Here is a 14,618-nt window from a genome sequence, read left to right as displayed (position 1 = left end):
AGAAAACTATGGATTTTAAACAAGAGGTATTAGACGTTTTAGCAGAGGTTTGCCAGGATGACATCGTAAAGGAAAACCCTGATATTGACATTTTTGAAGAAGGTTTGCTTGATTCTTTTGGAACAGTAGAATTGCTGCTTGCGATTGAAAACCGTTTTGATATTTTAGTGCCGATCACTGAGTTTGATCGGGATGTTTGGAACACGCCTAACAACATTGTAAATCAGCTGTCTGAGTTGAAATAATGAAAAAGCGTTTTTTCGGTCCAATTATTTTGGCGTTTATTCTATTCGCAGGCGCCATCGCAATTCCATCTTCATGGCTGACAGGCTTCATCACTGATAAGCAGGTGAAAGAGTCAGCAACCGCCTTGAACCCGAGTATGTTTCAAGGGCTATATTTACAAGATCAAATGCTCAAAGATCCGGCATATCTTCCGATTTACGGGTCTTCTGAGCTTTCTCGGCTGGACGAGTTCCACCCATCTAATTATTTTCAGGTAAACAATGAGGGGTTCACGCCATACCTTGTCGGCAAAGGCGGGTCCCAGTCATTGATTCATTCCTTAAACTTCGCTGCCCATATGGATCAGCTGAAGGGCAAAAAAATCGTATTCATCGTGTCTCCGCAATGGTTTATTAAGCGCGGGTCTGATGAACAGCATTTTGCGCCGAACTATTCCGCGCTTCAAGGGCTGGATTTGGCTTTTAACGAACAGATCGATCCTGATGTGAAAAAGAAAATGATGAAGCGTATGCTGCGCTTCAAAGCTGTTCAAAACGATGCTGTACTTTCCGAGCTTTATAAGGCGATGGTGAATGGCCAGACATGGAAAGTGAACGCGCTGAAGCCGGCGGCAAAAGTATATTATAAGATGCTAGAAAAGAAAGACCTTTATTATTCAACGACGGAAACCACGGGACCAAAGCGTTATATCTCACAATCCGTGAAGGATAAGTCATGGTCTGAATTAAATAAACTGGCCGATGAATCAGGCAAACGCCACTCCGGGTCTAACGATTTTTACATCGACAATCCTGTTTATAAAAAGCTGAAGCCGAAAGTGCCTAAGCTGAAAGGGAAAAACAAAGGCAGATCGTATGCGAAGTCACCGGAATACAGCGATTTTGAGCTGATGCTTAATATCCTGAAAGACGCGGGCGCAGAGCCTATGTTTGTCACCATCCCTGTTAACGGAAAATGGTATGACTACACAGGCTTCCCGAAAAAAGGGCGCACTGACTATTATGAAAAGGTCAATAAACAGATTAAAGCGAAGGGCTTCCAAGTCGTTGATTTTTCAGGTCATGAATATGACCCTTATTTTATGAAAGATACCATCCACATCGGCTGGAAAGGCTGGGTATATGTGGATAAGGCAATTGATGAATTCTATAAGACCGGAAAGGTTACTTCATCGTGAGCATCTATTAGGACGCGGCTGCATATTTCCTGCTAAGATTTGAAATAGTAAAGAAATCACAGCCAGCTTGATAAGAGGTGTTACATCAATGAAGATAACAGACAATACGGTTTTGATCACAGGCGGTTCAGCAGGCATCGGGCTTGAACTGGCCAAACGGCTGCTTGAGCTCGGGAATGAAGTGATCATTTGCGGACGCAGCGAAACGCGTCTTGAAGAAGCGAAAAAACAGCTCCCAGCCCTCCATACAAAACAATGCGATGTCGCAGACCGTACGGAGCGTGAGGCATTGTTTGAATGGGTCCAGAAGGAATTTCCAAAGCTGAACGTTCTCGTTAACAATGCGGGCATTCAAAAGGAAATCGACTTTAAAAAAGGGACTGAGGAGCTCTTTGTGGACGGGGATGAAATTGAGCTGAATTTTCAAGCGCCTGTCCATTTATCAGCTCTTTTTACGCCTCACTTAATGAATCAGCCGGAAGCGGCAATTGTTCAGGTAACGTCCGGGCTCGCGTTTAATCCGTTAGCTGTTTATCCGGTGTACTGTGCAACAAAAGCGGCGCTCCACTCCTTCTCACTCACGCTCAGACACCAGCTTCGCGATACAAGCGTTGAAGTGATCGAGATGGCGCCGCCTATGGTTGACACGGAATTAAATCAAAAATCACGCGATAAGCAAGGTCTGACGTACCGCGGTATGACACCTGAAGAATATGTTCAATATTTCTTAGACGGCTTAAAAGAAGGCAAACAAGAGATTACAAATGAACGTGTCGAAGGTCTGCGGAATGCGGTTCGTGCCGATTACGACAGAGTATTTGAACAAATGAATGCGCAGGAGAATTAATTTCTCCTGCTTTTTCTTATAAATTTTTTACAAATTTGAGCAAACCTATTGCGATTATTTGGTGAAGGTATACAATAGAATATAAAATATTTTCAAATAAGTTTGATAATATAAACAATTTAACAACAGGGAGATTGACCATGACTAAACAAACGATTCGAGTTGAATTAACATCAGCCAAAAAACCGAAACCAGATCCAAATCAGCTTTCTTTCGGAAGAGTGTTTACAGACCACATGTTTGTAATGGACTACGCATCTGATAAAGGCTGGTACGATCCGAGAATCATTCCTTACCAAGCCGTTTCAATGGACCCGGCCGCAATGGTCTATCACTATGGCCAAACGGTGTTTGAAGGCTTAAAGGCTTACGTCACAGAGGATGACCATGTTCTGCTTTTCAGACCGGAAAAAAATATGGAGCGCCTGAATAAATCAAATGACCGCATCTGTATTCCGCAAATTGATGAAGAACAGGTTCTTGAGGGTTTAAAACAGCTGATCGCTATTGATAAAGACTGGATTCCGAATGCGGAGGGCACGTCCCTTTACATCCGTCCATTCATTATCGCAACCGAACCTTTCCTTGGTGTCGCGGCATCTCATACGTATAAGCTCTTTATCATCCTTTCTCCGGTCGGCTCATATTACAAAGAAGGCATTAAGCCTGTCAAAATTGCTGTGGAAAGTGAATTTGTCCGTGCGGTAAAAGGCGGAACGGGAGATGCAAAAACCGCAGGAAACTACGCTTCAAGCTTAAAAGCGCAGCAGGTAGCAGAAGAGAAAGGGTTTTCTCAGGTTCTCTGGCTGGACGGCATTGAGAAAAAATACATCGAAGAAGTCGGCAGCATGAACATCTTCTTTAAAATCAACGGTGAAATTGTGACACCGATGCTGAACGGCAGCATTCTGGAAGGCATCACACGCAATTCCGTCATTACTTTGCTTAAGCATTGGGGGCTTCCGGTATCAGAACGAAGAATTGCCGTTGATGAAGTCATCCAAGCCCATAAAGACGGCGTTCTTGAAGAAGCCTTCGGAACGGGTACGGCTGCTGTTATTTCTCCAGTCGGCGAACTGATCTGGAATGACGAAACACTGATGATCAACAACGGTGAAACGGGAGAAATCTCTAAAAAGCTGTATGACACGATCACAGGCATTCAAAAGGGTACAGTTCCTGATGAATTTGGATGGACGACTGAAGTCGCAACGCTCACTGAAAGCAAATAAACAAAAACCGGCCCAAACGGGCCGGTTTTTTATGCTTCAATTTTGTTAAAGAACTGCGGCAGATGTGCTTTGTGCGCCTCCAGCATTTCGTCTAAGATCTGTTTGGCCACTGTGTCGGATGGTACGAGAGGGTTAATCGTCATGGCGAGCAACGCTGTTTGGTAATCGCCTGTGACAGCCGCTTCCGCCGCGACACGCTCAAATGATTTGATTTGCTGGACGAGACCACGGACAGATACTGGCAGATCGCCTACGGCGATTGGCTTAGGGCCGTTTTTCGTCATCACGCAGTTTACTTCAACAGCGGAATCATCTGGAATGCTTGCAATCGCACCGTTATTGACCGTGTTCACCGGCTGAATGTCGTGTTTATCATTGTAAATGGAGCTGATGAGGTTGCACGCTGCATCGCTATAGTAAGCACCTCCGCGTTTTTCAAGCTGCGGCGGCTTGATCGCCAAATTTGGATCTTTATAAAGCTCGAACAGCTCTTGCTCTACCTTTTGCACCACTTCAGCACGGGTGCCTTCCGTTTGTGATGCTTCAAGCTCGTGCTCGAACATTTCTTTTGTTTTGAAATAGTAGCGGTGGTAGCCGCAAGGGATCATATCGAGTGCTTTTAAGAATTCTGGCTCCCACTCAGCGCCGGAGATGTTTTTCATTGTCATTGCGTTTTTCGGGTCACCCATCGCTTCAATGACTTTATCCTTCACGCTGACGCCGTCTAAGAAGACGTCCATTCCGAACACCATATGATTCAATCCGGCAAATTGAACCTCTACCCGGTCGACATCCACATCGAGCGCTTTCGCTACGCCCATTTTGATGCCGATCGGGACATTGCAGAGACCGACGACTTTCTTCAGGTTGGAGTAGCGAAGCAAGGCCTCCGTCACCATACCTGCCGGATTTGTGAAATTGACGAGCCATGCGTTCGGACAAAGCTCCTCGATGTCCTTCGCAATCTCTAGAATGACCGGAATGGTGCGCAATCCTTTAAAGAGTCCTCCCGGGCCGTTTGTTTCCTGGCCGATGACGCCATATTTTAATGGAATCCGCTCATCCTTGGCTCTCGCCTGCAGCAGTCCGACCCGGAATTGAGTCGTCACAAAGTCTGCATCTTTCAGCGCTTCCCTCCTGTCCAAAGTGAGGTGAATGTCGATTGGGACACCGGCTTTTTCAACCATCCGCTTGGCGAGCGTGCCGACAATGTTCAATTTTTCCTCGCCTTCAGGAATATCAACGAGCCATAATTCACGTACAGGCAGCTCTTTGTACCGTTTGATTAAACCTTCCACAAGCTCCGGTGTATAGCTAGAACCTCCGCCAATCGTTACAATTTTCAATCCTTTTGTCATATGCTTGCTCCCCCTTGCACGGTGATTTTTTCATATAGATCAATGAATTCAGCCGCCAAATCCTTGACTGTCATGGCATTCATTAAATGATCCTGTGCGTGGACCATCAGCAGTGTCATTTCTGTTTTTTCTCCGCCCGCTTCACTTTGGATCAGCTCTGTCTGATAATGATGGGCTTTTGATAATTCATCCGCAGCTTCTTGAAGCTTATTCCGCGCCTCTTCGCTGTCGCCGTTTTTCGCGGCGGCGATCGCTTCCATTGCGGAGCTCCTTCCATTTCCTCCGTGAAGAATGATTTGAAAAATAATGTGCTCCATTTTCTCATTCACGCGACTCACTCCTTTCTTTACAAAGCCGCCTCTTTGTCGTCTGAAACAGCAGGCGTTTGAACGAGTTCTAATTCGTTTTCTTCTTTCAGCTTCTGTTTATCCCACATTCTGAAGAATGGGTAGTAGACAACAAAGGAAACGGCGATATTAATGGCTTGCATGACTGCGCCTGATACTTTGCCTCCTGTCGCCAAGTAGCCTGAAAAGATCGGCGGCATGGTCCACGGGACTGCGATACCCGCAGGTTTGGCGACAAGTCCGGTGCTCATTCCGATGTATGTGAGTGTCAGTGTGATAAGCGGCGTGACGATAAACGGAATCAAGAGCATCGGGTTCATGACGATCGGCATTCCAAAAATGATTGGTTCGTTAATATTGAAGACCGCCGGGCCGACCGCAAGCTTTCCGAGCTGCTTCATTTGTTTGCTTCGGGCGCGAAGGAACATCGTGACAACCAGTGCAAGAGTGGCACCGCTTCCGCCGATATTGACCCAGATATCGAAAAACTGCTGGGTGAAAATCTTAGGCAGCTCCTCACCGGCTTGGAACGCGATCCGGTTGGCATCCATGGCGCCGTACCAAATCGGTGCCATGACGCCGCCGACAATGTTGGCGCCGTGAAGACCGCAGGCCCATAAAAGCATTTTGACGGCTTCTGCGATAAGGCTGCCCCCGAGGCTTCCGCCAAGAATAGAGAGCGGCGTTCCCAGTAAAACGCTTACAATATTATGAAGGCTTTCAAACGGCGTCGCTTCAACAATCAGTCGGGCTGCCCAAATCAGGAAGATGACGGCAAAGCCGGGGATTAAAGCGACAAATGACTTGCTGACCGCCGGCGGAACACCATCCGGCATTTTAAAAACCATATTGCGCTGGATAATGAGACGGTAAATCTCTGTTGACACCATCGCGATAATCATGGCGACAAACAGGCCTTTACTTCCCATCAGCGAAAGCGGAATACCGCCGCTGACCATCATCTCTTTCGTCGAGCCATCCGGCGTAAACGGCACTTGATACGGTGTCGCTAAGAGGAAAGCCGCAAGGGAGATGGCACCGGCCGACAAGGCATCGACCCCATATTTCTCCGCCAGCCTGTAGGCGATGCCGAATGCGGCGACAAGCCCCATAATTTCAAAGGTGGCGTCAACCGGGTAAGCGAGCTTCTCAGACCAGGCGCTGCCGAACGTTTTTGCCATAAAATCGGCATATCCGGGAATCGGGAGGTTGCCGATGATGAGGAAAAAGGAGCCGATGATAATAAGCGGCATTGTTAAAATGATACCGTCACGGAGCGCCTGCAAATGACGCTGCCCCGCAATTCTTCCCGCTATAGGCATGACCTTCTCTTCTAACAACTGATTGACTTTATTCACATAGCCCGCCCCTCTCTATGACGCGTTTCCAAGCTGTTCAGCCGATTTCAGCACTTCCGCTCCGTTACACGTCCCATAATGGACTGTGTTAATGACGTCTACCGGAACACCCTTTGATTCTCCTAGTTTTTTCAGCTGAGGAAGCATGTAACGGACTTGCGGGCCGAGGAGCAATACATCCGCTTTATCGATATGATTTTGTACAGAATCACCTGATACTGCCCAAATGGTATAGTCTTTTCCTTGTTCCTGCGCGCTTTTTTCCATCTTGCTGACGAGTAAGCTTGTTGACATGCCTGCTGCACAAACGAGTAATATATTCATGTAAAAGACCCCCTAAGAGTTTAATAGAATTTGTATGTCCTGCTGTTGATAACATCATAATATGAAATCGCTTTCATAAACACTCAAGGTTTTTCCGCAGGAAACGGAAAAAAGGTATATCCAGGCTGTCAGTTTATCGTTCTTTGTCAAACACATCGGAGAGCTCTTGGTACGTGCGGCTTTTTAACAGCTGGCTTACCGCTGCCGGATCATCCAAAATGCTGCCGAGCAGTTTATACATGCTTTGCAAATCCGCTTTGTTTTCCTTTTCGACACAAAGCAGGCAAACAAATTGAACCCGTTTATTCTCCCAGTCTATCGGCTTTTTGAGCGTACAGACGGCCCAAAATGTCGTTTGCGTCTGCGGGACGAGCGGGTGCGGAATGGCCACGAGGTTGCCGAAGCACGTTGGCGACATTTCTTCTCTATCAAATATAGAATCTATGATTTCCTTATTCGCATAGCCGCCGTCCACTGCTTTCTGACCTAAAAATTGAATCACTTCTTCTTTCGAACGCAGATCCTTCTGGAAAAAAACGAGATCCTTTTTGAGATAGCTGACAGCTTTTTCTTTCTCATCATTCAGGATGGATTCTATTTTTGTAAAATCGGTTCCGCCTAAGATGGTGTTTACCTTCAGTACAGGCACAGGGAGTTCTTTTTTGATCGGAATGGTGCTGACGACAAAATCAATCGATTCATAAGACAACTGGTCAAGACTGTAATATTCAGCCGTGCCGAGAATATCGATCCGTTTGCCGAAGTGGGAGCGAAGTTTTTCCCTCAGAAGCTGGGCGCTTCCCGCACCTGACGCACAAACGATGATGCAGCGCTTCGGCGGGCTTTCTGTTTTCTTCCGTTCAATTGCGGCGCCGAAGTGCAGCGCTAAATAACCGACTTCATTTTCGTGAATATCGATGCCCGTTTTTTCTTTTATGACGATTCCGGCGATGATTCCGGCCTCAAAGGCGAGAGGATAATTTTCTTTGATCGCTGCCAGCATCGGATTTCTCAGATTCATGCCATACCGGTTGCGGGTGACGGCGGGTTTGACATGCAGTGCCAAGCCAATTTTCAGCTCTTGATCATGCAGGATGCCGAGCTTTAATTCTCGGTCGACCGCTTCGATCATGGCGGCAGTCAGCCGATCAGTTTCTTCATCGATTGAAAATTCGACTTCTCCGCACTGCGGCTGTGTCATTCGTTTCGTGCCAAGAAGATGCATGGCGATATAAGCCGTTTCATTTTCCGGAAACGTGACGCTAAGGGCTGATTCCAGTTCTTTCACAATGGCTTCAGCAGCCTGGTATTCTTTTTGATGCAGAATGTGATCCATATCTTCCGGGAAAAGAGAAACATAGTGTTCCGTTCTGATCCGCTTACAGGCGATGGCGATATGAATGATGAGGTTATTCAATCCAAGGTTAGACAGAGGAATCCGGTCGTTTTTAATCTTTCTCATAATCACAGAATGGATGATCTCGATTTCTTCCTTTGGCAAAATATCAGCCTTTTCATTCAGAACATCAATCTCTGTTTCTCTTTCATCAACAATGTACTCCGCCATACAGTACCTCATCTGCACCTCGTCTCCGCGCAGCTTGAAGCCGTAATTCGGGCGTGTTTCCATGACAATGCGATAAGGAAGCAGCCGTTTCTTCACTTCCTTTAAATCGGTTTGGAGTGTAGATTTTGAGATAAAAAGTTCTTCGGCCAGCTCATCCAGCTTGAGATAATGCTCCGCCAGCAGCAGCCGTTTCATGAGATATGTAATCCTCTCCTCGGGAAATACCGGCAGCCCCTTTTTCTGCTGAAATGCGTCTTGCAGCAGTTTTCTAAAGGTCTGCTCGTCATGAATGCGCAGCTTGTATCCCGAGCCTCTTACCGATTGAACCAAAGCGCCATGGCCGCTTATCACATCTTGGAGTTCCTTTATATCATTGCGGACCGTCCGCGTCGTCACATGTAAATGTGCGGCAAATACCGAGCTTGTCACCGGAACTTCAGCCGCCATCAATAAGCGCAGAATTTCACGAAGTCGCCCATGCAGCATGAGAAAAACCTCCTATCAAGATAGATGCAGGAATTACATAAGTAGGCAGAAAGGATGTGGTGAAGGGAAAGCGAAATGTATATAAATTCTATAATGGGGAGAAATGCAAGTCAATGAACATCGGAAGAACAGGAGGAAAAGAGACCCATAAAAAAACAGCCGGGATCAGCCGGCTGTTCGGGATGCGGACATGTTCTTTTGTTTAGACGCTTTGCGGTCCTTCATGATTTTTCGAACAACCGGGTAAATGACCGGCGCCCATTTGATAACGGTTTTGATCATTTTTTTCAAAGCTCCGATTCTCCCTTCTTTTTTCTCAACCATTCCCCTGATTCCCCTTTGCTTAAACATGCTAACGCGACACGTACCTGTTTCCGGTCACCCAGAAACGCCACGGATAATCGCGCGCCTCTCCGCTGTTGTCGATGCCGATGCGCGGACCGGTTGACATGTTTTCCGGTGTGTACCCGCTTTCAATGTAAAGCGGCTGTTCCGTGATCCAGCGTCCGTAGTCATTCATCGTGACGCCAAGCGCTTTCGTTAACTTTCCGGGACCATTTGTCCATTCTCTTGGACGCCGGCCAGGCCTTCTTTCCTCCATTAACAGCTGGCCTTCATGAGGCTCAATTGCCCTGATTAATACCGCTTGCGGAACATCCTCTTCTGCGGCAACGACGTTCAGCAATGTATGGGTGTGCATCACATACGTATACACACGGCCAGCTTTAGCAAACATAATCTCAGTCCGCTTCGTCCGGCGGTTGTTAAAGCTGTGGGCTGCTCTGTCCCCGGCTCCCATATAGGCCTCTGTTTCCACAATAAAACCTGATGCTGTCCCTTCATCCGTTTCCTTTACCAAAAGACAGCCGAGAAGAGAAGGAGCCAGTTCTAGAGCCGTTTTTTGATAGAACTCGATGGGCAGCGGATTTTTTTTTCTGGTCACGAATGTCGTACTCTCCTTTTTTCGTTTTGGTAATTGTACCATTCCCGAAGAAGCTAAAAAAAAACTTCAGTTTTAAAATTCTTCCATTAAGGGCATATTGTTACCGTTCAAAAAGGAGGCTCAACCAATGAAAGATGATCATCAAAAAGAGTATCACGGCACAAATGTCGAAGGAAGTGAGGATGCGCTTTCTCATAAGACATCCGGGAAAAACGAGTCAGAGGATACCTTGACGAACAGACAGGGGCATCCCGTCACCGACAACCAAAATGTGAGGACGGTCGGGAACAGAGGGCCGACAACGCTGGAAAATTACGATTTTCTCGAAAAAATCAGCCACTTTGACCGGGAACGCATTCCCGAACGTGTTGTTCATGCCAGGGGTGCAGGCGCACATGGGTATTTCGAAGCCTATGGCAGTTTTGGAGACGAGCCGATTTCGAAGTACACACGAGCGAAGCTTTTCCAGGAAAAAGGCAAGAAAACGCCGGCATTTGTCCGTTTTTCCACGGTAAATCACGGAAAACATTCACCTGAAACCTTACGGGACCCGCGCGGCTTTGCCGTTAAGCTTTATACTGAAGACGGAAACTGGGATTTGGTCGGGAACAACCTGAAAATCTTTTTTATTCGCGATCCGCTGAAATTCCCGGATCTTGTACACGCGTTTCAGCCTGATCCGGTGACCAATATCCAAGATGGTGAACGTATTTTCGACTTCATTTCTCAATCTCCTGAAGCGACACATATGATCACATTCTTGTTTTCGCCTTGGGGCATTCCCGCCAACTACCGGCAGATGCAGGGTTCAGGCGTACACGCCTATAAGTGGGTGAATGAGGAAGGCAAGGCCGTTCTCGTGAAATACCATTTTGAACCGAAACAGGGTATTCGCAACCTGACACAGAAGGAAGCGGAAGAGATTCAGGGGAAAAACTTCAACCACGCGACACAGGATTTGTATGAAGCGATTGAAAACGGCGATTATCCTGAGTGGGAGGTGTATGCCCAAATCATGAGTGATGACGAGCATCCGGAGCTCGACTTTGATCCGCTAGATCCGACTAAGCTGTGGTATAAAGAGGACTTCCCGTGGAAGCCGATCGGCAAATTAGTGCTAAACAAAAACCCTGAGAATTACCATTCTGAAGTAGAACAGGCTTCATTCGGTACAGGGGTCCTTGTCGACGGGCTTGATTTTTCTCATGACAAATTGCTTCAAGGCCGGACGTTTGCCTATTCCGATACGCAGCGGTACAGAGTTGGCGCAAACTACCTGCAGCTGCCAATCAACTCACCGAAAAAACACGTCGCGACCAACCAGCAAGGGGGTCAAATGCAGTACCGCGTGGATATCGGCGAAGGTCAAAATCCGCATGTCAACTATGAACCGTCGATTATGGGCGGGCTGAAGGAAGCGAAGCAAGATGGTAAAGACCACACCCCGCATGTCGAAGGTAACCTGAAGCGGGAAGCGATCGACAGAACGAACAATTTCGGACAAGCCGGTGAAACGTACCGGAGATTTACTGAGCTTGAGCGCACTGAACTCATCACAAATCTGGTCAATACCCTTTCAACCTGCAGAAAAGAAATTCAGGAGCAAATGATTGAGAATTTCACAAAAGCCGATCCGGACTACGGAAAACGCGTTGCGGAAGGGCTGAAAAAGGCTTCAGAAACTAACAGCAACGGACCGATCGGCACGACAGAAACGGCTCAAGCCGCCGAGCAGGCTGAACAAGAAAGCCATCCGTCTGATCCGTATTAACACCAAGAACAGGACTTCAAAAAGTCCTGTTTTTTATTTCCCTATTGAAACGTTTTCACTCATTGTGTTGTACTGGAATAAAAGAGGTGGTGAGAGCATGGAGATACAGCAGCCGCTGATTCCTCAGCAAAAAACAATCGGCGCTTTAGATCACGCCGTTTTCTTATGCATGGTATTTTGTTTTTGGTTTTCGGGCTATATTTACGTCCCTGTTTTCAGCCTGTATTTGGAGGATCTGCACTTTTCATACGGAGCGATCGGCATGATTCTCGGAAGCTACGGGGTGACCCAAATCCTGCTGCGGTTCCCGCTTGGGCTTCTGTCAGAAATTCTTTTTTCTCTGCGCAAGCCATTGTTAATCGCCGGCTTTGGATGTTCCATTCTCAGCAGCGTGCTTTTTCTTGCGTTTGATTCTTTTTTCTTCGTCCTGACCGCCCGGCTTCTCGCGGGGCTTACAGCATCCATGTGGGTGATGGCGACGATTCTATACGCTCATTATTTCAATGATGGCAGTGCCTCAAAAGCAATGGGCATCATGCAGTTTTTTACCGTCATGCCTCAGTTTGTCAGCATTGTGTTCTGCGGGCTTGCAGCAACGCATTTAGGCAGGCAGGTTCCGTTTTGGATGGCACTGGCTGCTTCGGGCATCGGCCTTGTGATATGCTGTTTTATGAAAGATCCGTCGACTTTTCCCGCTAATCACAAAACGGTCCGTATGCCGCAATACATCAAAGACACATTGCGGCTGCCGAAGCTGAAGCTTTTCACGATTCTATCTATGACCGCACATGCCGTGCTATTTATGACGGTATTTGGTTTTACGCCGCTTTACACGAATCAGCTCGGAATGGGAGACATCGAACTGCTTTGGGTGATGAGCGCCTTTTTTCTCCCTCATGCAGCGGCTACCCTGAGCTTTTTGTTTATGCGTTTTACCGGAAGAATCGCCTATGGCACCTTGCTGATCTGTTTTGCTGTCATTGGAGTCTGTTTAATGTTCGTTCCTTTTTCAGCTTCATTGCTCACGGTTTGCATGACCCATGCTTTCATCGGCCTGGCGCTTGGCTTTGTGTTTCCCCTATTGTTAAGCCGGGTCGTCGATATCAGTTCAGCGCGTTTAAAAATGTCAGCCATGGGATTTTATCAATCGTTTTATGCGCTGGGCATCTTTACCGGCCCCCTTCTCGCCGGAAAAATCGCACAGGTTTTCGGTTTGGCGGAGGTATTTTATGGAGCCGGATTAATGGCATTGGCCGCTTTGATGATGATGCTGGCCACAAAGCGAAAACTGATCAGTTAATAGCTTTCATACCGACGGAAGCGCCACACAGAAAAAACGGCCAGAAGCATGATGCACAGAATGGAGAATGTGAGCGACCATCCGAAAAAGTCCGCCCGCTCTCCATGAAGCAGAATATGCTCCGCCTGCTTGCAAAGCTCAGCCGGCAGCCATTTCGCACCATCAGGAAAAAGCGAGACAGCAAAGGAAACGGCAGCCGTCAGTCCAATTCCGGCTGCCGCGGCTGCTCCGAGAGACCGAAACATCGTGCTGCCGGCAAGCCCTGCAGTAACAATAAACATCATCCAAAGAGAGTAGAGGCCGAGGCTTGCTGCAAAGCGGCTGAACGATGCGTGCTCAAACAATATCCGGACGTAATAATAAGCAAGTCCGTACCCAGCTGCAAACGACGCGATTCCGATCATGCTTTGGGTGATCCATTTGTTCAATATATACTGGGCTGCCGTCACAGGCCGCGACATAATCAGAGCCGTTACACCTTGATTTCTTTCATTCGCCACACTGCCCATGACACTGAAGATGATCAGCGCCATGCCAAGCGTGTTGAATTGGGAAAGCGTGCTCACCATCACCTCAGATCCGGAAGGCATGGTAAAACTGATTTTCATACCGTCTGGAAGATTCCCCCCATGCGCAATGATTTCCGGCATATAATAAATGGTCAGCGGCTGCGTCAGCCCCACGATCATCATCGCAATGGGCAGCCAGATCAGCTTTCCGCTTCTCCAGCCTTCCAGCCATTCCTTTTGTAATAGCGTCATCGTGACATTCATGCGTGCACCACCTTAAGATAGACGTCTTCGAGAGACTCCGTTTTCTGTTCAAAACGGGTGACTGTCAATCCCATTTGGATACAATCACTCAGCAATATCCTGCCAGAGCCTGTATCGCTTAGCTCAAAAACAGCTTGGGACGGATTCATATAGACAACATTGGATATATAAGGCTTCTCTTCAAGCCAGCCCTTCAGTTTCTCTTTCACAGTAAGAGTGAAAACATTCGTTTGATGCTGTTCTTTGAGCTGCTGTAAAGCGCCTTTCCATGAAATCTCGCCGTTTTTCATGATCACGACTTGATCACACACCTGCTCCGCATCGTGCAAAACATGAGTAGAAAACAGAACAGCCATATGTTTTTTCAGCTCCCGCATCATATCCAGCACCTCGATACGCCCTGAAGGGTCCAGGGCAGAAACCGGTTCATCCAAAATCAAAAGCTTCGGTTTATGAAGCAGAGCCTGAGCCAGACCGAGCCTTTGTTTCATGCCGCCAGAATAACCGCCGATTCTTTTGTTTGCCGCGTCCTGCAAACCGACAAACGCCAGCATTTCGCCTATTTTCTCTTGGAATTTTTTCTTTGAAAGGCCAGACAGTCTCCCGGCAAAGGTTAAAAATTCATTTGCCGTCATCCATGAATAAAAAGCCGGGTACTGCGGAAGGTAGCCGATCATACTGCGATCTGCCTTTTTCTCCCCGTACAGCTTGACCCTCCCTGAGGTGGGTGACAGCAGTCCGGACAGCATTTGAAGCGTTGTGGTTTTACCAGCCCCATTCGGTCCTAATAGAGCAACACACTCGTTCTCCTTGACTTGAAAGCTGACATTCCGTACAGCTTGATGATGCCGGTATGATTTGCATAATGACTCAATAGATAGCACGCTCG

General features: G+C 47.4%; 15 protein-coding genes. 6 read left to right on the top strand and 9 right to left on the bottom strand.

The window, feature by feature from the left end:
* The first annotated feature begins 8 nt into the window (after positions 1–8).
* From dltC to M1D69_RS01530, 4 genes are all read left to right on the top strand, one after another.
* On the top strand, positions 9–245 hold the full coding sequence (dltC, locus tag M1D69_RS01545) for a D-alanine--poly(phosphoribitol) ligase subunit DltC (protein WP_458104793.1): 237 nt from the start codon (positions 9–11) through the stop codon (positions 243–245).
* Positions 245–1,423 carry a D-alanyl-lipoteichoic acid biosynthesis protein DltD gene (gene dltD / locus M1D69_RS01540; protein ID WP_458104794.1) on the top strand — a complete coding sequence of 393 codons (1,179 nt, stop codon included), beginning with the start codon at positions 245–247 and terminating at the stop codon, positions 1,421–1,423. The genes dltC and dltD overlap by 1 nt, the downstream gene beginning before the upstream one ends.
* Positions 1,424–1,511: 88 nt before the next feature.
* On the top strand, positions 1,512–2,270 hold the full coding sequence (locus M1D69_RS01535; RefSeq protein WP_458104795.1) for an SDR family oxidoreductase: 759 nt from the start codon (positions 1,512–1,514) through the stop codon (positions 2,268–2,270).
* A 140-nt stretch (positions 2,271–2,410) separates the two neighbouring features.
* A complete protein-coding gene (locus tag M1D69_RS01530; protein WP_024123332.1) occupies positions 2,411–3,502 on the top strand; it encodes a branched-chain amino acid aminotransferase in 1,092 nt (363 codons plus the stop codon).
* Between the two features lie 29 nt (positions 3,503–3,531).
* Here M1D69_RS01530 and licH read toward each other — a convergent pair whose 3' ends face one another.
* The 7 genes from licH to M1D69_RS01495 all read right to left on the bottom strand — a co-directional run bounded on the left by licH (position 3,532) and on the right by M1D69_RS01495 (position 9,885).
* Positions 3,532–4,860: a 6-phospho-beta-glucosidase LicH gene (gene licH / locus M1D69_RS01525; RefSeq protein ID WP_044159985.1), complete on the bottom strand. Its 1,329-nt coding sequence runs from the start codon at positions 4,858–4,860 to the stop codon at positions 3,532–3,534.
* A complete protein-coding gene (gene licA, locus M1D69_RS01520) occupies positions 4,857–5,189 on the bottom strand; it encodes a PTS lichenan transporter subunit IIA (RefSeq protein WP_458104796.1) in 333 nt (110 codons plus the stop codon). Before licA ends, licH begins: the two co-directional genes overlap by 4 nt.
* Before the next feature lie 17 nt (positions 5,190–5,206).
* Positions 5,207–6,565: a PTS lichenan transporter subunit IIC gene (gene licC / locus M1D69_RS01515; RefSeq protein ID WP_458104797.1), complete on the bottom strand. Its 1,359-nt coding sequence runs from the start codon at positions 6,563–6,565 to the stop codon at positions 5,207–5,209.
* A 15-nt stretch (positions 6,566–6,580) separates the two neighbouring features.
* A complete protein-coding gene (gene licB, locus M1D69_RS01510; protein WP_024123336.1) occupies positions 6,581–6,889 on the bottom strand; it encodes a PTS lichenan transporter subunit IIB in 309 nt (102 codons plus the stop codon).
* Positions 6,890–7,022: 133 nt separating this feature from the next.
* A complete protein-coding gene (gene licR / locus M1D69_RS01505) occupies positions 7,023–8,942 on the bottom strand; it encodes a transcriptional regulator LicR (RefSeq protein WP_458104798.1) in 1,920 nt (639 codons plus the stop codon).
* 165 nt (positions 8,943–9,107) lie between these two features.
* On the bottom strand, positions 9,108–9,266 hold the full coding sequence (locus tag M1D69_RS01500) for a hypothetical protein (RefSeq protein ID WP_044159993.1): 159 nt from the start codon (positions 9,264–9,266) through the stop codon (positions 9,108–9,110).
* Between the two features lie 28 nt (positions 9,267–9,294).
* Positions 9,295–9,885: a DNA-3-methyladenine glycosylase gene (locus tag M1D69_RS01495; RefSeq protein WP_458104799.1), complete on the bottom strand. Its 591-nt coding sequence runs from the start codon at positions 9,883–9,885 to the stop codon at positions 9,295–9,297.
* A 127-nt stretch (positions 9,886–10,012) separates the two neighbouring features.
* Here M1D69_RS01495 and katX point away from each other — a divergent pair, with 127 nt between their 5' ends.
* Positions 10,013–11,656, top strand: coding sequence for a catalase KatX (katX, locus tag M1D69_RS01490; RefSeq protein WP_458104800.1), 1,644 nt, complete (start codon positions 10,013–10,015; stop codon positions 11,654–11,656).
* 97 nt (positions 11,657–11,753) lie between these two features.
* Entirely contained in the window at positions 11,754–12,956 is a 1,203-nt protein-coding gene (locus tag M1D69_RS01485) for an MFS transporter (RefSeq protein WP_458104801.1), read from the top strand.
* Here the strand turns inward: M1D69_RS01485 and M1D69_RS01480 are convergent.
* Both M1D69_RS01480 and M1D69_RS01475 read right to left on the bottom strand, forming a co-directional pair.
* Complete coding sequence (locus M1D69_RS01480) at positions 12,953–13,729, bottom strand: ABC transporter permease (RefSeq protein ID WP_458104802.1); 777 nt, start codon at positions 13,727–13,729, stop codon at positions 12,953–12,955. The genes M1D69_RS01485 and M1D69_RS01480 overlap by 4 nt on opposite strands.
* A complete protein-coding gene (locus M1D69_RS01475; RefSeq protein ID WP_458104803.1) occupies positions 13,726–14,613 on the bottom strand; it encodes an ABC transporter ATP-binding protein in 888 nt (295 codons plus the stop codon). Before M1D69_RS01475 ends, M1D69_RS01480 begins: the two co-directional genes overlap by 4 nt.
* Between the last annotated feature and the right edge of the window lie 5 nt (positions 14,614–14,618).

It is taken from the genome of Bacillus sp. PK3-037, from assembly GCF_054161355.1.
The sequence above is the reverse complement of the archived record's forward strand: the minus strand, read 5'-3'. Positions and strand labels throughout refer to the sequence as shown.